Source organism: Streptomyces sp. NPDC048566 (assembly GCF_043199735.1).
Classification (GTDB): domain Bacteria; phylum Actinomycetota; class Actinomycetes; order Streptomycetales; family Streptomycetaceae; genus Streptomyces.
Genome location: NZ_JBICWL010000032.1, coordinates 1 through 19632, shown reverse-complemented (window position 1 = coordinate 19632; position 19632 = coordinate 1). Strand labels below are relative to the sequence as shown.

Here is a 19632-nt window from a genome sequence, read left to right as displayed (position 1 = left end):
CTCACTCCGCGCCGCCCGACCTGAGGACGTACCCCACGCCCCGCACGGTGTGGACGAGGCGCGGCTCGCCGCCCGCCTCCGTCTTGCGGCGCAGGTACATCACGTAGACGTCCAGGGAGTTCGAGGACGGTTCGAAGTCGAAGCCCCAGACGGCCTTGAGGATCTGCTCGCGGGTGAGGACCTGGCGCGGGTGGGCGAGGAACATCTCCAGCAGCGTGAACTCGGTGCGGGTGAGTTCCACCGGGCGCCCGCCCCGGGTGACCTCGCGGGTGGACAGGTCCATGCGCAGGTCGGCGAAGGTCAGGGCGTCGTCCTCGGGGACGGCGCCCGCGGACGCCGCGTAGGAGCTGCGGCGCAGCAACGCCCGGATGCGGGCGAAGAGTTCGTCCAGCTCGAAGGGTTTGACCAGGTAGTCGTCCGCGCCGGCGTCCAGTCCCGTCACCCGGTCGCCGACCGTGTCGCGGGCCGTCAGCATCAGGATCGGTGTCGTCGTGCCCGCGCCGCGCATCCGGCGGGCCGCCGTGAGGCCGTCCATGCGGGGCATCTGGATGTCGAGGACGACGAGGTCGGGCCGGTAGGCGGTCGCCTTCTCCAGGGCGTCCGCGCCGTCGACCGCGACCTCCGTGTCGTACCCCTCGAAGGCCAGGCTGCGCCGGAGCGCGTCGCGCACCGCCGGCTCGTCGTCGACGATCAGGATGCGCTGGGGGTCACGGTCGCCTTCGGCGGAGCTCATGGATGCGGGTCCTCGGGTGGGATGGGGGGCGTCGCGGTGCTGTCAGCCTCGCACGTTCCGGGCGGGCCCGGCAGGGATCAGCTCCGTACGGTACGGCGGCGGGCCGGGGCGCGGCGCGCGGCGGGCCGGGAGGCGGCGGGGGCCAGCTCCGGTGCCCTGCGTGCCGGCGCGTGCAGCGCGCGGGCGACGGCGAGGGCCAGGCCGAGTCCGGCCGGGTCGTCGCCGGCCGCCGTGTGCGCGACGTGCTGGATCTTCATGGCGACCTCCGGGGGGTCAGCCGTCGGAGCCGCCGGCCCGCAGCGAGGCCAGGTCGGACTTGACGGTGTTGATCGGGATGGCGAATCCGAGGCCGACGCTTCCGGCACTCGACGAGGACGAGGAGGAGTCCGAGGCGGCCGAGTACATCGCGGAGTTGATGCCGACGATGTTGCCGTTCATGTCGATGAGGGCGCCGCCGGAGTTGCCCGGGTTGAGCGACGCGTCGGTCTGGAGGGCCTTGTACGTGGTGGTGGAGGAGCCGGTGTCGCCGTTGAACTGGCGTCCGCCGAACTCGAACGGCCACTGCTCGCCGCCGCCCTGCCGCTGCCCCTGGCTCTCGTCGGTGGAGACGGTCACGTCCCGGTCGAGGGCGGAGACGATGCCGCTGGTGACGGTGCCGGTCAGGCCCTCGGGGGAGCCGATCGCGACGACCTGGTCGCCGACCTGGACGCCGTCGGAGTCGCCGAGGGTCGCGGCCTTCAGCCCGGAGGGGGCGTCGTCCAGCTTGATGAGCGCGAGGTCCTTCTTGCTGTCGGTGCCGACGACGCTCGCCGCGTGCGACGTGCCGTCGCTCAGCCGCACCTTGATCGCGGAGGCGCCCGAGACGACGTGGTTGTTGGTGACGATCTCGCCGCCGGTCGTGATGATCACGCCCGACCCGGTGGAGGAGCCCGCGTTCGAGGTGGCGCCGACCTCGACGATGCTCGGGCCGACCGCCTTGGCGACGCCCGAGACGGTGCCCTTCTGGCTGGTGGGCACCACGCTGGTGCTGGTGCTGCTGGAGGCCGCGGTGTCGTTGCCGGTCAGCTCCTGGATGCCGTAGGCGGTGCCGCCGCCGATCGCCGCGGCCACGATCGCGACGGCGGCGAGCAGGGCGAACGGGCCCTTGGAGCGCCGCCGCCGGGTGGCGGCCGGTCCCTCCGGCGGCGCGGGCGGCGCCGCGAAGACCGCGGTGGAGCCGGAGGCGTCGGCGCCGGGGTGTCCGCCGTGGGGGCCGGCCCCGTGGCCGTCACCGCCGTGGCCGCCGCCGTGACCGGAGCCCGGCCACACGGTGGTGCCCGGCTCGGCCTGGTACGGCGGGGCCGGCCGGTGCGCCGGCGGCGGGGGCCACTCGGGGTCAACGGGGGATGAGGAGGGGTGCGACTGCTGCCGGGGGTACGCGGACCCGTGGTCGTCGCCCTGGGGGTACTCGCCGCTGCGGCGGAAGCTCTCGGTCATGTCGAGAAGCCTGTCCCCGGATCATGAGAGCTCCCTGAGCGGCCGCTGAGAAGCCCGACAGAACCTCGTATGCCCGATATAAAGGCCACTCCGCGCCGCCGGGGAGCGGGTCCGCCGGGCCCTGCCTCCTGAGGCCGCCGGCTCTCCGGCGCGGGCGTCCCCGGTACCGCGCGGCGGGCGGGCGGCGGTGATCCGCGGGGAGTCGTGGGCGGGCGCGACGGGCCGGGTGCGGGAGCGGACCGCGGGACGCCCGGGGCCCCGCGGCCCCGGCTGCACGTACGGAGACCCTCGCCGTGCCCGTACCCGTACCCGTGCCCGTGCCCGTGCCCGTGCCCACGGTCGTGGTCGTGCCCGGCCGCGTGCGGGCCGTGCCGCGGGTCCGCCGGGACCCGGCGGACCCGGTGCGGTGAGTGGAGAGGCCCGCCGGACGGCTCGCGGCGTCCGGGGCGGTGCGGCGCACGGCGGAGCCCCGCCCCCGCGGCGGGGGGCCCGGGGGATGCGGCAACCTGGCGCGGTGCCGTGCCGGGTCTCGCGCGCCGGGGGACCGTCCCGGCCGCGACCCGTCCTAGTCGCAGCCGCAGGACTGGCGTACCACCAGCCGCGAGGGGAACTGCTTCAGCCGTTCGCGGCGGGACCCGGCCACGCGCAGGCCGTCGTCGAGTACGAGGTCGACGGCGGCGCGGGCCATCGCCGAGCGGTCCGAGGCGATGGTGGTGAGCGGCGGGTCGGTCAGCGCCGCTTCCTTGACGTCGTCGAACCCGGCGACGGCGAGCTGCCCCGGCACGTCGATGCGCAGCTCGCGGGCGGCCCGCAGCACGCCGATCGCCTGGTCGTCGGTCGAGCAGAAGATGGCGGGCGGCCGGTCCGGTCCGGCGAGCAGCTCCAGGCCGACCCGGTAGGCGTCGTAGCGGTTGTAGGGGGCCTCGAAGAGACGGCCCTCGGTGGAGAGGCCGGCCTCCTGCATGGCGCGCCGCCAGCCCTCGACGTGGTCGGAGACGGGGTCGCCGACGGCGGGCGTCTCGGCGGTGCCGCCGAGGCAGGCGACGTAGGCGTACCCGTGCTCCAGGAGGTGCCGGGTGGCGAGCTGGGCGCCCCCTATGTCGTCGGTGACGACGGCGACGTCGTCGATCGCCTCGGGGCGCTCGTGCAGCAGCACCACCCGGGCGTCCCAGGCGTCGATCTCGGCGGCGGCGTGGTCGTTCAGCGCGTGGCTGACCAGGATCAGCCCGGAGACCCGCATCCCGAGGAAGGCGCGCAGGTAGTGGACCTCGCGCTCGGCGACGTAGTCGGAGTTGCCGACCAGGACCATCTTCCCGCGCTCGGCGGCGGCCTGTTCGACCGCGTGCGCCATCTCCCCGAAGAAGGGCTGGCGCGCGTCGGGCACGATCAGCCCTATGAGTTCCGTCCGCCGTGAGGCCATGGCCTGGGCGACCCGGTCGGGCCGGTACCCCAGCTCCTTGATCGCCGCCTGGACGCGCTCGCGCGTGGCCGGGGCGACCGGCCGGGGTCCGTTGTTGATGACATAGCTGACCACGGCGGTCGACGTACCCGCCAGTCGTGCCACATCATCCCGAGTCACCTTGGCCACGCGCGGAGTCTACGCGGATGGACCTACCTCTGGGCAGGGCGTACGGCGGCTTCCCGTGACGCGGCGGGGGCCTCCGCGGGAGCGGTGGCGTCCAGGTGTGCCGAGTCGTCCGCATCGTCCGTTTTCGCCGGGGCGGTCCGCGGGCCGCCCTGCGGCTCGGCCTCGCCGGACCGGGAGGCGCCCGCGCCGGCGCGCTCCGCCTTCTCGGGGGTGACGAAGCGGTATCCGACGTTGCGGACCGTGCCGATGAGCGACTCGTGCTCGGGCCCGAGCTTCGCGCGCAGCCGCCGTACGTGCACGTCGACCGTCCGCGTACCGCCGAAGTAGTCGTAGCCCCAGACCTCCTGGAGGAGCTGGGCGCGGGTGAAGACGCGTCCGGGGTGCTGCGCGAGGTACTTCAGGAGCTCGAACTCCTTGAAGGTCAGGTCCAGGACCCGGCCCTTGAGCTTGGCGCTGTAGGTCGCCTCGTCCACGGAGAGGTCGCCGTTGCGGATCTCCATGGGGGAGTCGTCGTTGACGATCTGCTGGCGGCCCATGGCGAGCCGCAGCCGCGCCTCGACCTCGGCCGGGCCGGCGGTGTCGAGGAGCACGTCGTCGATGCCCCAGTCGGCGGTGACGGCCGCGAGACCGCCCTCCGTCACGACGAGGACGAGCGGACAGCCGGGGCCCGTGGACCGCAGCAGCTGGCACAGGCTGCGGACCTGCGGGAGGTCGCGGCGTCCGTCGATGAGGATGACGTCGGCACCGGGGGTGTCGACGAGAGCGGGGCCTTCGGCGGGCGCCACGCGCACGGTGTGCAGCAGCAGGCCGAGAGCGGGAAGCACCTCCGTCGACGGCTGGAGGGCGTTGGTCAGGAGCAACAGTGCACTCATCGCACCTCACCCGCCCGGGTCGTCCTGCGTTCGTGCACGGTTCGCTCGCCCATAACGTCTGGTTCCTCCTCGGTCCCTGCGAGGACGTTTGCGGCACTGCTCTCTGCTCGCGGACTCCGCGCCCCGGGGTCCGCCGCGCCTCCGGGACCCCGTACACCTGCGGTTTCCCGCGTCGTATACAACGGTCCTGAAAGCACAAAAGGACCCGGGGGCTACTCTGCCCGAGTCCTCATGCCCAGCAGAATAGCCCACATGAGCCCAGGTCCGGCAGGTCACGTGACGCGATCGTCCGAGAGTCCACACCGTGAGACGGCGCCGCGCGCCCGCGCGCGGACGTCTCTGCGCACCGTCGACGGCGTGACGATCGACGCGGCCCACGACCCCGGAGAGCGGCCGGGCGGCGACCTCGCGTTCGTGCTGGCGCACGGGTTCACCGGCGATCTGGACCGCCCGCACGTGCGGCGCGCGGCCGGCGTCCTCGCGGCCCGAGGGGCGGTCGTCACCTTCTCCTTCCGAGGTCACGGCGGCTCCGGCGGCCGGTCCACGGTCGGCGACCGGGAGGTCCACGACCTGGCCGCGGCCGTCGCCTGGGCCCGGGAGCTCGGGCACACCCGGATCGTCACCGTGGGTTTCTCGATGGGCGGCTCCGTGGTGCTGCGGCACGCGGCGCTGTACGGGACGGCGGTCCCGGCCGGGCCACCCGGCCCCGACCGGGGGGAGCACGGGGAGCACGGGGAGCGCGAGGGGCGCGCGGAGGCGCGTACGGACGCGGTGGTCTCGGTCAGCTCGCCGGCCCGCTGGTACTACCGGGGCACCGCCCCGATGCGGCGGCTGCACTGGCTGGTGACCCGCCCCGAGGGACGGATGGTGGGCCGGCTGGGTCTGCGCACCCGTATCCAGGCCCGGGAGTGGGACCCGGTGCCCGCCTCCCCCGTCGAGTGCGTCCCGTACATCGCGCCGACCCCGCTGCTCGTCGTGCACGGGGACCGGGACGGCTACTTCCCCGTCGACCACCCGCGGATGCTGGCCCAGGCGTCCGGCGGCCACGCCGAACTGTGGCTGGAGCACGGCATGGGGCACGCGGAGAACGCGGCCCCGGACGACCTGCTCGCCCGGATCGGTGACTGGGCCGTCGCCCGCGCGGGCTAGCCTGGCGGGGTCCGCGCGCGACCAGGCCGCGGGCCGGCCAGGACGGACCGGCCCGCGGGACCCGTGGCGCGAGGGCACCGGCACACGCCGGCACACGCAGACACCGAACCGCTGATTGAGGAACGAGATGGCAAAGGGCACGGTGCGTTACTGGGCCGCCGCCAAGGCCGCGGCAGGCGTCGCCGAGGAGCCGTACGAGGCGGGCACGCTCGACGAGGCCCTCGACGCGGCCCGCGAGCGACACCCCGGCGAGCTGGTCCGCGTCCTGCGGCGATGCTCGTTCCTCGTCGACGGTGACCCCGTGGGCACCCGAGGGCATGAGACGGTACGGCTGGCCGAGGGCGGCACGGTCGAGGTGCTCCCGCCGTTCGCAGGAGGGTGAGCGAGACGATGAGCAACCAGCCGTACGAGGGCCGCTACGAGGAGTACGAGGAGTACGACCCCTACGGGCAGCCTCGGCGCCGCCAGGACCAGGAGCACCGGGACCCGGGCCGGCCGCAGGAGCCGCAGGGGCAGGGCGACTGGCAGCAGGCCACCCAGCAGTGGGAGGGGCAGACCTGGGAGGCGCAGACCCACACCTCCGTGCCCGCCGCCGACACCGCCTACCTGCCGCCGCAGGGCTACCAGTCCTACGGCGGTGCGCCGGGCTCCGAGGGCCACGGCGAGCCGCAGGGCCACCACGGCGCCGCGGGCGGGCCGCCGCCTGCCGAGGCCGCCGCGCGGCCGTGGGACGCGGAACCCGCGCCCGCCGTGTCCCAGCCGTCGGTCGCCGAGGAGGTCGGAGTCCGGATCAGGCCCGACGGCATCCCGCTCGCCGACGCGACGCCCGCCGAGGTCGCGGCCGACGCCACCTCCGCCTACGGGCCCGCGACCGTCACCGGCAACGCCCGGATCACCGACGCCCAGCGCGCGCGGGCCGAGGGGCGCTCCCCGATCATCGAGCCCGGCATCCAGCCGGCCGCGCTGACGGCGCTGCTCGCCCTGCTGCTCTCGGGGGCGGCGGCCGTCGGCAGCTGGGCGCTCGTCGTCCCGCTGGTCGTGCTCCAGGCCGTCACCGCGGCGGGCTGGTTCCGGCTGAACGGGATGTGGCCGGCCCGCCAGGGCATCGCGCTGGCCTTCGCCGGTGCGCTGACGGCCGACGTCGCGCTGCTCGCGGCCGGCCGGGACAACGCGCCCGCCGCGATCTTCGGCACCCTCGGCGTGTGGGTGCTGCTCACCCTCGTGCTGCAACTGCGCAGCCACGCGGACCCGGACACGCGGATGTACGGCCTGATGGCCACCGTCGCCTCCACGGCGCTCGCCGTCATCGCGGCCGGGCACCTCGCGGCCGAGCCCGAGGCGGTGAGCGTGGGCGCCGCGGCGGTCGCGGCGGCGGTCCTGGCCCGTGCGCTGCCGCTGCCCACCGCCGCCTCCGTGGTGGTCGCGCTGCTGGCCGCCGCGGGTGCCGGCATCGCGGTCGGCGGGATGACGGACCTGGGCACCCGAGGAGCGTTCCTCGGCCTCGGGGCCGGGGTGTGCGCGCTGATCGGGCACCGGGTCGCCAGTTACGACTACCCGTCCCGGTTCGTGCACTTCACGGCGGGCGTGGCGTTGCCGCTGGCCGCCGCCGCACCCGCGGTCTACCTGCTGGGCCGGGCCCTGGGCTGACGGCCGGTTCCCGGCACCGCGTTCCGGCCGTTCCGGCCGTGCCGAATCGTCACAGGTGATCGACAACCACCACGAAGGGCCCCCTGCACGGGGGCCCTTCGTGATTAGGCTCGCGACAGGCGGCAACCAGGCCGACCAGACGGGGCCGTCCTAGTGGGGGAACACCGAGCATGCGCGCACTGCGAATCTTCCTGATCCTGGCGGTCGTCCTGGGCGGCCTCTTCGTGATCGCCGACCGGGTGGCGGTCAACTTCGCCGAGGACCGGGCGGCGGACCGCATCAAGAGCACGGAGGGGCTGGCGAACACCCCCGACGTCTCCATCGAGGGCTTCCCGTTCCTCACCCAGGTCGCCGGCCGCGAGCTGGACGACGTGAAGATCGGCATCAAGGACTACGAGGCGTCGACGGGCACCTCCGCCGGCACCGTCCGGATCGACGATCTGCGGGCCGAGATGCACGGGGTCGCCTTCAGCGGCGACTTCAGCTCCGCCACCGCCGCGCGGGCCACCGGCACGGCCACGATCGCGTACGACGAGCTGCTCAAGGCCGCCGGGTCGGAGCCGGGCAACGTCGCTCCGGGCATCAGCGCGCAGGTCACCGGGCTGTCCGACGGCGGCAACGGAAAGATCAAGGTCACCCTTTCCTCGAAGCTCCTCGGTAAGAAGCTTCCTGCCGTCTCGGTGCTCAGCTCCGTGACGGTCTCCGGCGACACCGTGCGGGTGCACGCCGACTCACTGCCCAGGATCGGCGACACCCAGCTCGTGGAGGGCCCGATCCGGTCGGTCACCGACTTCGAGCAGAAGATCCGCAAGCTGCCCGGCGGCATCGAGCTGGACGCGGTGCGGGCGGCCTCGGACGGCGTCGAGATCTCCGTGAAGGGCTCGGACGTCAGCCTGGTCGGGCAGGCCGGGTAGGCCCCGCGGGCGGCGCGCGTCCCGGGGCCGTCGGGGGTCCGGAAGGGGTCCGCGGCGAGCTGGTGTCCGAGGGGCGAGACGGTCGTGTCCGCACCGCAGATGCCCTTCCGGCGCGCGGCCCGGGCGGATGGCCCGCGACCCGTGCGGCTGCTGCGTTCGACCGGATCGCGTCCCGCCATACGGACGATCGTGTCTCACCATGCGACACGCCGGTGACATGCCCGCCCGTCCGTCCCTACGATCGGACGCATGAAGCGACAGGCGGACCTCACGAAGCGGCGGGCAGTCGACCTGTGCCGCGTCGCCGCCATGCTCTGTCGCACCTTCTGAGCGGAAGCGTTCCCGTCTTCCGCGAGCCGGGCCCTTGGACCTCTCTCGTCAGGGCCGCCCCCCGCGCCGTGCGGCCCCACCGGCCTGCACCACCGCGCACCCTCTCCCACGCACCACCCCGCCGCACCTGCCCCGGAGGAGAACGAGCATGAGCCGCACGGACGTCCTGGTAGACGCCGACTGGGTCCAGGACCACCTGGACGACCCGAACGTGGCCGTCGTCGAGGTCGACGAGGACACCTCGGCGTACGAGAAGAACCACATCCGCAACGCCATCCGGATCGACTGGACCAAGGACCTCCAGGACCCGGTCCGCCGCGACTTCATCGACCAGGAGGGCTTCGAGAAGCTCCTCTCGGCGAAGGGCATCGCCAACGACACGCTCGTCGTGCTCTACGGCGGCAACAACAACTGGTTCGCGTCCTACGCCTACTGGTACTTCAAGCTCTACGGCCACGAGAACGTGAAGCTCCTCGACGGCGGCCGCAAGAAGTGGGAGCTGGACTCCCGCGACCTGGTGGACGGCGGGCAGGTCCCCGAGCGCGCAGCGACCGCCTACAAGGCCAAGCCGCAGAACACCGCGATCCGCGCCTTCCGCGACGACGTCGTCGCCGCGATCGGCGCGCAGAACCTCGTCGACGTCCGCTCGCCCGACGAGTTCAGCGGCAAGCTGCTCGCCCCGGCGCACCTCCCGCAGGAGCAGTCGCAGCGCCCGGGCCACGTCCCGAGCGCCCGCAACATCCCGTGGTCGAAGAACGCCAACGACGACGGCACCTTCAAGTCGGACGACGAGCTCAAGGAGCTCTACGCCGGCGAGCAGGTCGACCTCGCCAAGGACACCATCGCGTACTGCCGCATCGGCGAGCGCTCCGCGCTCACCTGGTTCGTGCTGCACGAGCTGCTCGGCGTGCCGAACGTGAAGAACTACGACGGCTCGTGGACCGAGTACGGCTCCCTCGTCGGCGTGCCGATCGAGCTCGGCGCCAACAAGTAACCCCTCAAGGCCTCAAGGACGGAACTGACATATGTGTGGAGCGAAGGCCGGCGGCCCCGACGCCTCGACGATCAAGCCCGGTGAGACGACCATCCAGGGCCAGGTGACCCGTGACGGCGAGCCGGTGACGGGCTACGTCCGCCTCCTGGACGCGACCGGCGAGTTCACCGCGGAGGTGCCCACCTCCGCCACGGGCCAGTTCCGCTTCTACGCGGCCGAGGGCACCTGGACCGTCCGCGCGCTGGTCCCCGGCGGCACCGCCGACCGCACGGTCGTGGCGCAGACGGGCGGCCTCGCCGAGGTCGCGATCGCCGTCTGACCCGCCGGCCGCCGTCCCGGACGGCGGCCGGAAGCGACGGCGAAGGGCCGCACCCCCGGGGGTTGGACGCTTACCGGATCGGGGTGCGGCCCTTCGCCGTGCCCGGCGGACGGCCGGCGCCGGGCGGGGCGCCGGACCGGGTGTCCGGGCCTACGCTGGAGGTATGTACGCACGCAGGCGGCACGTGTACTTCGCGATGATGGGGACGTGCATCACGCTGTTCGTCCTCGCCTGGGGCGTCGTACGGCTGTGGTCGGTGCCGGCGGCCGTCGCCATGTGCGTGGTGGCCATGGTGATCCCGCCGGTCGCCGCCATGGTGGCCAACCGGCGCGGGCCCGAGGACCGGTGGTGGGACGACCCGTCCGGCGACGCGACCTCCGACGAGTGGTGGGACGAGCTGGACGGCAAGAAACGACGGCAGCGCTAGCCGGCGGCGGCCCCGCCCCGGACGGCGGCGGCCGGGCGCTCGGCGGGAGCGGTGCGGAGGGCTGACATGTCGCGCACGAGATTGTCCACGGTGGTGCTGGACGCACCCGACGCCCACAAGCTCGCCGACTTCTACCAGCGGCTGCTCGGGTACTCCGTGCGGGCCGAGGAGGCGCACTGGGTGCTCATCGGCCCGCCCTTCGAGGGCACCGCGCTCGCCTTCGAGACCGAGCCGCTCTACACCCCGCCCGTGTGGCCGGCCGGCCCCGGCGACCAGCGCATGATGCTGCACCTCGACATCGAGGTCGACGACCTGGCCGAGGAGACCGGGCGGGCCCTGGAACTGGGCGCCCGGCTCGCCGACCACCAGCCGCAGGACGACGTACGGGTGCTGTTCGACCCGGCGGGCCATCCCTTCTGCCTCTGGGTCGACGTCCGCCGCAGGCCCCGCCTCCAGGCGCCGGCGCCGCTGCCGCGCCGGTGAGGCGGGCGCCGGGACCCGGGGACCGCGCCCCCGAGGCCCCCGGGCCCGGGCGGACGCCGGCAGGCGCGGGCCGTCAGTAGACGAGGGCCTGCGTCCCGTCCGCCATCGCCTCCTGCACGAACACCTGGGCCCCGGCGATCCGCACGCCCTCCAGGACGTCCTTCTCGGTGATGTCGCGCCGGGCCGCGCACTGGGTGCACAGGGTGACGCGCCCCGCCGCCAGGATCGCGTCGACCAGGTCGGGCAGCGGTGCCGCGTGCGGCAGTTCGAACTCCGCCGCCCGGCCGGGCAGCGCGAACCACGCGGACTCCCCGGTCAGCCAGAGCGAGACGTCGACGCCGCTGGCCACGGCCACCGCCGCGACGGTGAAGGCCTGTGAGCAGCGTTCCGGGGCATCGGCCCCCGCCGTCACCTTGATCACGAGCTTGTTCGCCATGGCCGCCATCGTATGCGGAATCGTGATCATCATCCGGGCAACCCCGTGCAGGGGCCATGGGTCTCCTGTGCGCGCGGATTCGGAATTCGCGCTTCACGTTCCGTTGCGTCTCTGGGGGGTCGTCGTGGAAGTACCCGAAGCATCCGAAAGACCGGATAGACCGGATAGACCGGATAGACCGGATAGACCGGACGGGCCGGGTGGGCCCGACAGCGCGCCGGCGGCCGAGGTCGCGCCCCCCGCGCCCGCCGCGGCCGGGCCGGCCGGGGTCGCGGAGCCCGCAGCCGCGGAGCCGTTCGCCGCTCCCGCCGGGACCGTGCCCGCCGGCGAGTCCGCCGCCGTCGACGCGCCGCCGGCGGCCGGACCACGGGCCCGGCGCAAGCGCGGGCGTACCGCCCTGCTGATCGCCACGGCCGCGGTGCTCGGCCTGGTGGCCGGCACCTGTACCGGCTTCGTCGTCCAGGCCGGGCGCGAGCCCACCCGGCTGCCGCCGCTGTCCCAGCCCGTGGTGGCCCAGGCCGAGGGCGACGGCCCCGAGCCGCTGTCCGCCGCCCACGACCACCGCGTCACGACGGACGGCGACCTGCGCAAGCTGCTGCTGCCGCGGCCCAAGGGCACCAAGGCGCTCGCCTGGGCGCCGGAGCAGGACGGCTGGCTGGACCTGGCCGGCTACGCGAGCACCCTGCTGCATTCGGACCGCGTGTTCGGCGACCTGATCGAGGCGGAGTTCCGCAGGGGCGCCGGCGTCACCTGGTCCGTCGGCAACACCGCCAACACCCAGATCCGGCTGATCCAGTACCGCCAGAACGAGACCCTCGCCGCCCTCGAACGGGCCGGCGACTGGAACGTGGAAGACACCACCGGCTGGCCCGTTCCCGGGGCGGACGACGGCATGGCCTACCTCTTCAAGCCGGAGCGGAAGCCCGGTTACCTGCCCCAGTACAAGGCGTTGGCGACGGCCTCACGCGGTGACATCGCCATGGAGATCTGGATCTTCGACTCCAAGCCGATCCCGAAGGCGAAGATCATGGACCTGGCCGAGCGTCAGTTGGAGCGGCTGTGAGCGACCGACCCACCCACCCGGAGAGCGCGGAGAGCGCGGGGAACGCGCGGAGCCTGGGGAACCCGGAGAACCTGGAGAGCCTGGAGAACGGGCAGCGGCCGGAGAAGCCGGAGAGCCCGGAGAGCCCGGAGAGCCCGGGGAGCGCGCAGAGCCCGGGGAGCGGGGAGGACGCGCAGAGCCCGGGGAATCCGAAGCGTCCGGAGGACAGGCAGAGCCCGGAGGGTTCGGAGAGCGGGCGGGACGGCTTGAGCCCTGTGAGCCCCGGGAACGCGGACGGCGCGGCGGCTGCGGGGTCCGGCGCGGCGCAGGCCCCGGCACAGGACATCCCCGTAGGAGTGGCCCCCGGTGCGGGCGAGCCCGGCGGGAAGCGTGTCCGCCGCGGCCGGGTCGCCGCCGTCGCCGGTGCCGTCCTGCTCGTCGGCGCCGTCGTCGCGGGCGGCGCCTACACCGTCGTGACCGTCCGGGACGCCGACCGTGACGCGGGCGCACCGTCCTGGAAGTTCCCGGCGCCCGCGAAGGCCGAGGCGGGCGAGCGCAAGCCCGCCTCGCCGCTTGCCGCGATGCTGGTGCCGTACGGCGACGACTACGTCCAGGGTCCCGACATGGGCCGGTTCGGCTCCGACGCCGCGCTCAGCGGAGGCGAGGCCGCGGCCCTGCGCAAGGAGGGGGTCCGCGACCTGCCGCGCTCCCAGCGCCGCCGGATCGAGAAGGAGATCGACAAGCAGCACACCAAGGGCATGGCCATGCGGAGCTACCTGTACAGCGGCTCCACGCGGAAGGACGACGGCACCTTCACCGTCAGCGTCCAGCTCGCCCAGATCGAGGACAAGCGGGCCGTGCGGACCATGTCGACGTTCCAGAACGGGCTCCTCGACGCCCTGTCGATCTTCCGGTCCGGGCCGAGGATCGAGGGCCACAAGAACGCCAAGTGCTTCCTGCCGCCCAAGGCGGAGAAGCAGAAGCTCGACATGATGCTCTGCTCCGCCTACCAGGGCGACGTGCTGGTCCAGGCCGTCGCGTACGCGGCCAAGCCGATGAACACCAAGGGGGTCGCGCACCTGCTCCGCGAGCAGCTCGACCGCATCCAGGAGCCGGGAGAGGCCGTATGACCGAGCAGACGACACCGGTCGGCGAGACGAGACCGGCGCCGGACGCCCCGCCGGCTCCGGACACGGCCCCCGCGCCGCAGCCCTCGTCCGGGCCCCGGGCGCCGGGCCACGCGCCGGACACGGCCCCGGGGTTCGCCGCGCCGCCCCCGCCGGCCGAGCCGCCCCTGGTGGGTGAGGAGCCCCCGGTCAAGGCCCGGAAGGGCCGCCGGGTGCTGCGCGCCGTGCTGCGCTGGACCGCCGCCACGGTGGTCTTCGCCGCGGTCGGAGCGTCCGCCGCGTACGGCATCACGCGTATGGAACGCACCGACGTGCCCGGACTCGCGACGCGCGACGACGGGCGCTGGGACTACCCGGCGATCACGAAGCCGCCGCTGCCGTCCGGCAGCCCGGCCCCGTTCGCCGGCCCCGGCGGGAGCGGCGCGCACTCCGCCGACCTGCGGGCGCTGCTGCTGCCCGCGCCGCGGGGCGCCACCGCGGACACCGGGCTGCGCGGCGACGACGGCTGGCTGCCCACGAAGACCTTCCTGTCCCAGTTCGCCGAGAAGACGGACCGGGAGGCCGTCGGCCGGTTGCTGACCGACTACGCGGTGCGGCACATCGCCGCGCGCGGGTGGACCACGCCCGACGGCACCCGCACCCGGATCTACCTGCTCCGGTTCGACACCGCCGCCGTCGGGGAGGAGGTGGTCTCCACCGAACTGGCGAACTACGACACCCCGCGGTTCGCGCTCGACGGTGCCGCGGCCACCGAGCGGGACGAGCACTTCCCGGCCGAGTCCGAGGTCGAGAACATCACCCGGTACGCCTACACGGAGAGCAGGCCCTACGGCCGCGAGCAGGTCCGTGAGGCCTATCTGTCGGCGGGCGACACGATCGCCCTGGTCGTGCAGTCCCGCCGGGGGAGCGCGCCGGGCGTGCCGTTCCGCCAGACCGTGGTCCTGCAGAGCCAGCTGCTCGGCTGAGCCGGACGGGCCCGGGAGGGCGTACCTGGAGGAGAGGGCGGGGCCCCGGCCGCGTAAGCTGGGGCCCGGCCTTGTGTACGTTCCCCCGTCTCCGGCCGCGCCGGGTCGGGGACCCCGTTCCGCTCACCGAGGAGCACCCGTGGAGATCTTCTTCGAAACCCTTCTGGTCCTGGTCTGCGTCGGCGTGCTCGCCTTCGCCGGACTGACCGTGAAGAAGCTGTACCAGGGCCAGCGCTGACCCCCATCGAGGAACTGCCCAGCTCATGATCGAGATCCCGTCGGACCTCCACAAGGACCTGGTCCCCCTTGCCTTCCTGCTCGGCGACTGGGCCGGAGTCGGCGTGCACGACTTCCCCGGCTCCGAGAAGTGCAACTTCGGGCAGGAGGTCAGTTTCCGCCACGACGGCCGGAACTTCCTGGAGTACCGCTCGCACAGCTGGGTGCTCGACGCCGAGGGCGGGAAGGTCCGCCCGCTGGAGACCGAGTCCGGCTTCTGGCGGGTCGACGCCGACCGCAAGGTCGAGGTCGTGATGACCCGTGACGACGGCGTCGTCGAAATCTGGTACGGCGAGCTCGCCGACAAGAAGCCCCAGATCGACCTCGTCACGGACGCCGTGGCGCGCACCGCCGCCTCCGGCCCGTACAGCGGCGGCAAGCGCCTCTACGGCTACGTGAACAGCGACCTCATGTGGGTCGGTGAGAAGCAGACCCCCGAGGTCGAGCTGCGCCCCTACATGTCCGGCCATCTGAAGAAGACCGTCACCCCGGAGGACGTCGAGCGCTGGGCCAAGGACCTGCCCGACGACATGCCGGACGACGGGATCGCCTTCTTCAAGTAGGCCGACCGCCGGCCCCCTGGGACCGGCCGCCGCCGCCACGAGCGCCGCGGCCGGTCCGCCCGCGGGCCGCGGGCCGCCGTCCGTCCCGCCGCCACGGCGGCGAATGGTCCTAGACTTCCCGTGTGGTGAGCACCGACTGGAAGAGCGACCTCAGGCAGCGCGGCTACCGGCTGACGCCGCAGCGTCAGCTTGTCCTCGAAGCAGTGGACACCCTGGAGCACGCGTCCCCCGACGACATCCTCGTGGAAGTGCGCAAGACGGCGTCGGGGGTCAACATCTCCACCGTCTACCGGACCCTGGAGCTCCTGGAGGAGCTCGGACTGGTCAGCCACGCCCACCTCGGGCACGGGGCGCCGACGTACCACCTGGCCGACCGGCACCACCACATCCACCTCGTGTGCCGGGACTGCACGAGCGTCATCGAGGCCGACGTCTCCGTCGCCGCCGAGTTCACCGCGAAGCTCCGGGACACCTTCGGCTTCGAGACCGACATGAAGCACTTCGCGATCTTCGGGCGCTGCAAGGACTGCACGGCCGGAGCCGACCGGAGCGGGCCGCCCCCGGTCCCGCCGGGCGGCCCGCAGAAATAAAAACGACGAGCCCACCGTCGTAGTCTGTATGCCCATGAAGAGCTCCCTCCTGTCCCTGCCCGGCGCCGTGCCCGCCGAGGGTGTGGACGAAGGCGTCGCCGCGCACTACGGCGACCTGTTCCGCGAGCAGCGCGCCCTCGCCGACGGCCTCGGCTTCGTGGACCTCTCGCACCGCGGCGTCGTCACCGTCACCGGCGACGACCGGCTCTCCTGGCTGCACCTGCTGCTCACCCAGCACGTCACCGACCTCCCGGCCGGCCGGGCCACCGAGGCGCTGATCCTCTCGGCGAACGGCCACATCGAGCACGCGCTCTACCTCGTGGACGACGGCACGACGGTCTGGATGCACACCGAGCCGGACACCCAGGAGGCGCTCATCGCCTACCTGGAGTCGATGAAGTTCTTCTACCGCGTCGACGTCGCCGACCGCACCGCCGACATCGCGGTCGTCCACCTCCCCGCCGGCTCGATCGCCGACCTCCCGGACGGTGTCGTCGTTCGCGAGACGCCGTACGGCCGCGATCTCTTCCTGCCGCGCGCGGACCTGGACGCCTTCGCCGAGCAGGCGGGCCCGCCCGCCGGGCTGCTCGCCCACGAGGCGCTGCGCGTCGAGCAGCACCGGCCCCGGCTCGGTTTCGAGACCGACCACCGCACCATCCCGCACGAGCTGGGCTGGATCGGCACCGCCGTGCACCTCCAGAAGGGCTGCTACCGCGGTCAGGAGACCGTGGCGCGCGTCCAGAACCTCGGCAAGCCACCGCGCCGCCTGGTCTTCCTCCACCTCGACGGCAGCGAGGTCCACCTGCCCGCGCACGGCACCGAGCTGCGTCTGACGGCCGACGGCCCCGAGGGCCGCAAGGTCGGCTTCATCACGACCGCGGTGCGCCACCACGAGCTGGGCCCGATCGCCCTCGCCCTCGTCAAGCGCAACGTGCCCGTGGACGCCCCGCTGACGGCGGACGCCACGGCGGCGGCGCAGGAGGTCGTGGTCGAGCCGTAGCCGGCAGCGGCGGCCGGCCGGTGCGCCGAGCCGGCCGCGGCGGGGCCGTGGCCGGGCACGGGCGGGGCGGGGGCCTCAGATCTCCAGGAGGACGGTGAACGGGCCGTCGTTGGTGAGGGACACCCGCATCCGGGCGCCGAAGCGGCCCGTGGCGACGGTGGCGCCCAGGGCGCGCAGCTGCGCCACGACCTCGTCGACGAGCGGCTCGGCGACCTCTCCGGGCGCCGCCGCGTTCCAGGTGGGCCGGCGGCCCTTGCGGGCGTCCCCGTACAGCGTGAACTGGCTGACGACCAGCAGTGGCGCGTCGATGTCGGAGCAGGACCGCTCCTCGCTGAGCATCCGGACGGACCAGAGCTTGCGGGCGAGCCGGGCCGCCTCGTCCTCGGTGTCCTCGTGCGTCACCCCGACCAGGACGCACAGGCCCTCGCCGGTGATCTCGCCGACCGTCTCGCCGTCCACGACGACGCTCGCGCCGTCCACCCTCTGCACCACCGCTCGCATGGCGACCATGATGCCGTGCCCCGCCGGCGGCAGCCGCTGCGGGCCCTTCGCGTGATTTCCGGGGGTTACCAACCCCCCATCCGGGGCCGATCGGGGGCACTCGGTCACATAGCGACCACCGAGGGTGGCACGATGCGGGGTGTTGCGGTGCGCCCGATGGGCGCACCGCGCCGGTCGAGGGGACGGTAGAGGCAGATGAGCACACCGAGTACGGGGCGACAGCCCGGGGCCGTGTCGTTGACCCGCACCAGCGCACGGGCGGGCCGGACGGTGTCCCGGCCGCCGGTGCAGCGCGTCGACAGCGGCCCGCTGCCCGCCGGTGCCGGCGGGCCCGACCTCGGGGTGCTGCGGCTGCCGGAGCTGCGGACGCTGCGCCGGGAGGCCCAGCGGGACGAGGCCGACCTCAGCTACGTGCGGCGGCTCCTCCAGGGCCGGATCGACATCCTGCGCGCCGAACTCGTGCGCCGCGGCGAGCCGCGGCCGGCCGGGGTCACCGCCGGGCACCGGGCGTTCCTGCCCGCGGGGGAGCCGTCCGTCGTCGAGCGGCTCTCGGAGATCCTCACGGACGCCCCGGCCCGGTCCCGCTCCTCGGCGCGGCACGTGACCGTGGGCACCCCGCACAGCGAGGAGTACCGCGCGCTCGCCGCCGACATGCTCGCCGAGGTCGAGCTGTCGGACCTGGACGCCCGGACGGACGACGAGCTGGGCGCGGGTCTCGGCCGCCTGGTGCGCTACGAGCGGCAGGTCTCCCGGCAGCGGCAGCAGCTCCAGCGCACGGCGGACGACTGCAGCGCCGAGATCGCCCGCAGGTACCGTGAAGGCGAAGCACAAGTAGACGACCTGCTCATGTGACGCGGCGGCCCAGGCGACCCCGGGGCCCGGAGGCGCGCCGGGACCTGGCGGCGCGGCTCGCTCCGCGCAGGCGGACGCGGTCCGGGCACACCCCGGGCGCCGCGCTCCGGGCGGGTCCCGTCCCGGAAGGCCACCGCCGATGCCCGTCGCCCCCCGCACCCCCGAAGAGCCCGTCACGCCGGACGGCGCGTCCGCCGCGCCCGCCCCCGCCGGGGACCTCTCCTCGCCCGCCGCCCCGCCGGTCCTCGCCGAGGTCGTACGGTCCGGTTTCGTCGAGGGCCGCCACCGCGGCAGCCTGGTGCTGCTCGCCGCCGACGGCACGGTCGACCTCGCGCTCGGCGACGTGACCGCGCCGGTCTTCCCCCGCTCGGCCAACAAGCCCATGCAGGCGGCGGGTGTGCTGCGCGCGGGCCTGGACCTGTCCGGGGAGCGCCTCGCCCTCGCCGCCGCCAGCCACTCCGGGGAGATCTTCCACCGCGACCTGGTCCGGAAGATGCTCGTCGAGCACGGCCTGACCGGGGACCAGCTCCAGTGCCCGCCCGACCTGCCGCTCGACGCCGTCGAGGCGGAGACCTACCTGGCCTCCGGCGCCGTACGGGACCGGGTCACCATGAACTGCTCCGGCAAGCACACCGCGATGCTCGCGGTCTGCCTGCGGCGCGGCTGGCCCACCGAGTCCTACCTCGACCCCGGGCACCCCCTCCAGGAACTCATCCGCACGGTGGTCGAGGAGGCGTCGGGCGAACAGGTCGCGGCGGTGGGCACGGACGGCTGCGGGGCGCCCCTGATGGCCATCGGGCTGACCGGCCTCGCCCGTGCCTTCCGCCACTTCGTCCTGGCCGCCCCCGGTTCCGCGGAACGCCGGGTCGCCGACGCCATGCGCGCGCACCCCGAGTACGTCGCGGGCACCCGGCGGCCCGACACCTGGCTGATGCGGGAGATCCCCGGCGCGCTGTCCAAGATGGGCGCCGAGGCGGTCCAGGCGGTCGCGCTCCCGGACGGCCGCGCCCTGGCGTTCAAGGTCGACGACGGGGCCACCCGCGCCCTGGGCCCGGTCCTGGCCCGCGCCCTGACCCTCCTGGACGTCACGTCCCCGGTGCTGCCGAAGATAGCCCGAACGCCCCTGCTGGGCGCGGGCCGCGAGGTGGGCGAGATCCGGGCCGCCTTCTGACCGGCCCGACCCGCGGCCCGGGCGGCCCACCAGGGGCGCGCCGGGCCGCGGGAGAGGTGGCCGACCGGGCTCCCTTCCGGCTCCCCTCCCGGCGGGGGCCCCGGCGGCCCGGGCGGCGGGCCGCGGGGGGCCATAAGCCGGGCGGGGCGCGCCCCAACACCAGGTGAAACGCCCCCC

Annotated in this window: 24 protein-coding genes; 17 read left to right on the top strand and 7 right to left on the bottom strand. The window is 74.2% G+C overall.

Annotated elements, in window-relative coordinates; genetic code table 11:
• Position 1 precedes the first annotated feature (1 nt).
• The 5 genes from ACGFS9_RS29660 to ACGFS9_RS29640 all read right to left on the bottom strand — a co-directional run bounded on the left by ACGFS9_RS29660 (position 2) and on the right by ACGFS9_RS29640 (position 4669).
• The gene (locus tag ACGFS9_RS29660; protein WP_393257344.1) at positions 2 to 733 is read right to left on the bottom strand and encodes a response regulator transcription factor; all 732 of its coding nucleotides are present in this window, start codon (positions 731 to 733) and stop codon (positions 2 to 4) included.
• A 77-nt stretch (positions 734 to 810) separates the two neighbouring features.
• Positions 811 to 990 (bottom strand): hypothetical protein, encoded by a 180-nt coding sequence (locus ACGFS9_RS29655; RefSeq protein WP_393257342.1) that lies wholly within the window; start codon positions 988 to 990, stop codon positions 811 to 813.
• Positions 991 to 1006: 16 nt separating this feature from the next.
• Entirely contained in the window at positions 1007 to 2209 is a 1203-nt protein-coding gene (locus ACGFS9_RS29650) for a S1C family serine protease (RefSeq protein WP_393257340.1), read from the bottom strand.
• Between the two features lie 565 nt (positions 2210 to 2774).
• Positions 2775 to 3797, bottom strand: a complete 1023-nt coding sequence (locus ACGFS9_RS29645) for a LacI family DNA-binding transcriptional regulator (RefSeq protein ID WP_393257338.1) — start codon at positions 3795 to 3797, stop codon at positions 2775 to 2777.
• Positions 3798 to 3820: 23 nt separating this feature from the next.
• Positions 3821 to 4669, bottom strand: a complete 849-nt coding sequence (locus tag ACGFS9_RS29640; protein ID WP_393257336.1) for a winged-helix domain-containing protein — start codon at positions 4667 to 4669, stop codon at positions 3821 to 3823.
• A gap of 252 nt (positions 4670 to 4921) precedes the next feature.
• Here ACGFS9_RS29640 and ACGFS9_RS29635 point away from each other — a divergent pair, with 252 nt between their 5' ends.
• The 9 genes from ACGFS9_RS29635 (at position 4922) to ACGFS9_RS29595 (ending at position 10932) form a co-directional block, all read left to right on the top strand.
• Positions 4922 to 5818: an alpha/beta hydrolase family protein gene (locus tag ACGFS9_RS29635; protein WP_393257334.1), complete on the top strand. Its 897-nt coding sequence runs from the start codon at positions 4922 to 4924 to the stop codon at positions 5816 to 5818.
• Between the two features lie 127 nt (positions 5819 to 5945).
• Positions 5946 to 6200, top strand: coding sequence for a MoaD/ThiS family protein (locus tag ACGFS9_RS29630; RefSeq protein ID WP_393257332.1), 255 nt, complete (start codon positions 5946 to 5948; stop codon positions 6198 to 6200).
• An 8-nt stretch (positions 6201 to 6208) separates the two neighbouring features.
• The gene (locus ACGFS9_RS29625; RefSeq protein ID WP_393257330.1) at positions 6209 to 7465 is read left to right on the top strand and encodes a hypothetical protein; all 1257 of its coding nucleotides are present in this window, start codon (positions 6209 to 6211) and stop codon (positions 7463 to 7465) included.
• Positions 7466 to 7635: 170 nt separating this feature from the next.
• The gene (locus ACGFS9_RS29620) at positions 7636 to 8379 is read left to right on the top strand and encodes a DUF2993 domain-containing protein (RefSeq protein WP_393257329.1); all 744 of its coding nucleotides are present in this window, start codon (positions 7636 to 7638) and stop codon (positions 8377 to 8379) included.
• 249 nt (positions 8380 to 8628) lie between these two features.
• Positions 8629 to 8709 (top strand): putative leader peptide, encoded by an 81-nt coding sequence (locus tag ACGFS9_RS29615; RefSeq protein WP_350310325.1) that lies wholly within the window; start codon positions 8629 to 8631, stop codon positions 8707 to 8709.
• Positions 8710 to 8857: 148 nt separating this feature from the next.
• Positions 8858 to 9703 (top strand): sulfurtransferase, encoded by an 846-nt coding sequence (locus ACGFS9_RS29610; RefSeq protein ID WP_393257327.1) that lies wholly within the window; start codon positions 8858 to 8860, stop codon positions 9701 to 9703.
• Between the two features lie 31 nt (positions 9704 to 9734).
• The gene (locus tag ACGFS9_RS29605; protein ID WP_393257325.1) at positions 9735 to 10022 is read left to right on the top strand and encodes a DUF1416 domain-containing protein; all 288 of its coding nucleotides are present in this window, start codon (positions 9735 to 9737) and stop codon (positions 10020 to 10022) included.
• A 163-nt stretch (positions 10023 to 10185) separates the two neighbouring features.
• Positions 10186 to 10449, top strand: a complete 264-nt coding sequence (locus tag ACGFS9_RS29600; RefSeq protein ID WP_393257323.1) for a DUF3099 domain-containing protein — start codon at positions 10186 to 10188, stop codon at positions 10447 to 10449.
• Positions 10450 to 10515: 66 nt separating this feature from the next.
• Positions 10516 to 10932 (top strand): VOC family protein, encoded by a 417-nt coding sequence (locus ACGFS9_RS29595; RefSeq protein WP_393257321.1) that lies wholly within the window; start codon positions 10516 to 10518, stop codon positions 10930 to 10932.
• A 73-nt stretch (positions 10933 to 11005) separates the two neighbouring features.
• Here ACGFS9_RS29595 and ACGFS9_RS29590 read toward each other — a convergent pair whose 3' ends face one another.
• A complete protein-coding gene (locus ACGFS9_RS29590; protein ID WP_393257319.1) occupies positions 11006 to 11368 on the bottom strand; it encodes a DsrE family protein in 363 nt (120 codons plus the stop codon).
• Positions 11369 to 11684: 316 nt separating this feature from the next.
• Between ACGFS9_RS29590 and ACGFS9_RS29585 the strand changes: the two genes are divergently transcribed.
• The 6 genes from ACGFS9_RS29585 (at position 11685) to ACGFS9_RS29560 (ending at position 16931) form a co-directional block, all read left to right on the top strand.
• Complete coding sequence (locus tag ACGFS9_RS29585) at positions 11685 to 12431, top strand: hypothetical protein (RefSeq protein ID WP_393257317.1); 747 nt, start codon at positions 11685 to 11687, stop codon at positions 12429 to 12431.
• Positions 12428 to 13540 carry a hypothetical protein gene (locus ACGFS9_RS29580; protein WP_393257315.1) on the top strand — a complete coding sequence of 371 codons (1113 nt, stop codon included), beginning with the start codon at positions 12428 to 12430 and terminating at the stop codon, positions 13538 to 13540. Before ACGFS9_RS29585 ends, ACGFS9_RS29580 begins: the two co-directional genes overlap by 4 nt.
• Entirely contained in the window at positions 13537 to 14502 is a 966-nt protein-coding gene (locus tag ACGFS9_RS29575; protein WP_393257313.1) for a hypothetical protein, read from the top strand. The genes ACGFS9_RS29580 and ACGFS9_RS29575 overlap by 4 nt, the downstream gene beginning before the upstream one ends.
• Before the next feature lie 263 nt (positions 14503 to 14765).
• A complete protein-coding gene (locus tag ACGFS9_RS29570; RefSeq protein WP_393257311.1) occupies positions 14766 to 15341 on the top strand; it encodes an FABP family protein in 576 nt (191 codons plus the stop codon).
• Between the two features lie 122 nt (positions 15342 to 15463).
• Positions 15464 to 15931 (top strand): Fur family transcriptional regulator, encoded by a 468-nt coding sequence (locus ACGFS9_RS29565; RefSeq protein ID WP_393257309.1) that lies wholly within the window; start codon positions 15464 to 15466, stop codon positions 15929 to 15931.
• A 34-nt stretch (positions 15932 to 15965) separates the two neighbouring features.
• Entirely contained in the window at positions 15966 to 16931 is a 966-nt protein-coding gene (locus ACGFS9_RS29560; protein WP_393257307.1) for a YgfZ/GcvT domain-containing protein, read from the top strand.
• 75 nt (positions 16932 to 17006) lie between these two features.
• Here ACGFS9_RS29560 and dtd read toward each other — a convergent pair whose 3' ends face one another.
• Positions 17007 to 17432, bottom strand: a complete 426-nt coding sequence (dtd, locus tag ACGFS9_RS29555; RefSeq protein ID WP_393257305.1) for a D-aminoacyl-tRNA deacylase — start codon at positions 17430 to 17432, stop codon at positions 17007 to 17009.
• 195 nt (positions 17433 to 17627) lie between these two features.
• Between dtd and ACGFS9_RS29550 the strand changes: the two genes are divergently transcribed.
• Positions 17628 to 18284, top strand: coding sequence for an AmfC protein (locus tag ACGFS9_RS29550; protein ID WP_393257303.1), 657 nt, complete (start codon positions 17628 to 17630; stop codon positions 18282 to 18284).
• A 139-nt stretch (positions 18285 to 18423) separates the two neighbouring features.
• Positions 18424 to 19455 carry an asparaginase gene (locus tag ACGFS9_RS29545; RefSeq protein ID WP_393257301.1) on the top strand — a complete coding sequence of 344 codons (1032 nt, stop codon included), beginning with the start codon at positions 18424 to 18426 and terminating at the stop codon, positions 19453 to 19455.
• Positions 19456 to 19632 lie beyond the last annotated feature (177 nt).

Excerpts from the sequence above, each read along its gene's own strand:
- ACGFS9_RS29560 (WP_393257307.1), top strand. The coding sequence starts at position 15,966 with ATGAAGAGCTCCCTCCTGTCCCTGCCCGGCGCCGTGCCCGCCGAGGGT.
- ACGFS9_RS29600 (WP_393257323.1), top strand. The coding sequence starts at position 10,186 with ATGTACGCACGCAGGCGGCACGTGTACTTCGCGATGATGGGGACGTGC.
- ACGFS9_RS29630 (WP_393257332.1), top strand. The coding sequence starts at position 5,946 with ATGGCAAAGGGCACGGTGCGTTACTGGGCCGCCGCCAAGGCCGCGGCA.
- ACGFS9_RS29575 (WP_393257313.1), top strand. The coding sequence starts at position 13,537 with ATGACCGAGCAGACGACACCGGTCGGCGAGACGAGACCGGCGCCGGAC.
- ACGFS9_RS29545 (WP_393257301.1), top strand. The coding sequence starts at position 18,424 with ATGCCCGTCGCCCCCCGCACCCCCGAAGAGCCCGTCACGCCGGACGGC.
- dtd (WP_393257305.1), bottom strand. The coding sequence starts at position 17,432 with ATGCGAGCGGTGGTGCAGAGGGTGGACGGCGCGAGCGTCGTCGTGGAC.
- ACGFS9_RS29595 (WP_393257321.1), top strand. The coding sequence starts at position 10,516 with ATGTCGCGCACGAGATTGTCCACGGTGGTGCTGGACGCACCCGACGCC.
- ACGFS9_RS29550 (WP_393257303.1), top strand. The coding sequence starts at position 17,628 with ATGAGCACACCGAGTACGGGGCGACAGCCCGGGGCCGTGTCGTTGACC.
- ACGFS9_RS29610 (WP_393257327.1), top strand. The coding sequence starts at position 8,858 with ATGAGCCGCACGGACGTCCTGGTAGACGCCGACTGGGTCCAGGACCAC.
- ACGFS9_RS29655 (WP_393257342.1), bottom strand. The coding sequence starts at position 990 with ATGAAGATCCAGCACGTCGCGCACACGGCGGCCGGCGACGACCCGGCC.
- ACGFS9_RS29590 (WP_393257319.1), bottom strand. The coding sequence starts at position 11,368 with ATGGCGAACAAGCTCGTGATCAAGGTGACGGCGGGGGCCGATGCCCCG.
- ACGFS9_RS29605 (WP_393257325.1), top strand. The coding sequence starts at position 9,735 with ATGTGTGGAGCGAAGGCCGGCGGCCCCGACGCCTCGACGATCAAGCCC.
- ACGFS9_RS29620 (WP_393257329.1), top strand. The coding sequence starts at position 7,636 with ATGCGCGCACTGCGAATCTTCCTGATCCTGGCGGTCGTCCTGGGCGGC.
- ACGFS9_RS29650 (WP_393257340.1), bottom strand. The coding sequence starts at position 2,209 with ATGACCGAGAGCTTCCGCCGCAGCGGCGAGTACCCCCAGGGCGACGAC.
- ACGFS9_RS29640 (WP_393257336.1), bottom strand. The coding sequence starts at position 4,669 with ATGAGTGCACTGTTGCTCCTGACCAACGCCCTCCAGCCGTCGACGGAG.
- ACGFS9_RS29660 (WP_393257344.1), bottom strand. The coding sequence starts at position 733 with ATGAGCTCCGCCGAAGGCGACCGTGACCCCCAGCGCATCCTGATCGTC.
- ACGFS9_RS29570 (WP_393257311.1), top strand. The coding sequence starts at position 14,766 with ATGATCGAGATCCCGTCGGACCTCCACAAGGACCTGGTCCCCCTTGCC.
- ACGFS9_RS29625 (WP_393257330.1), top strand. The coding sequence starts at position 6,209 with ATGAGCAACCAGCCGTACGAGGGCCGCTACGAGGAGTACGAGGAGTAC.
- ACGFS9_RS29615 (WP_350310325.1), top strand. The coding sequence starts at position 8,629 with ATGAAGCGACAGGCGGACCTCACGAAGCGGCGGGCAGTCGACCTGTGC.
- ACGFS9_RS29635 (WP_393257334.1), top strand. The coding sequence starts at position 4,922 with ATGAGCCCAGGTCCGGCAGGTCACGTGACGCGATCGTCCGAGAGTCCA.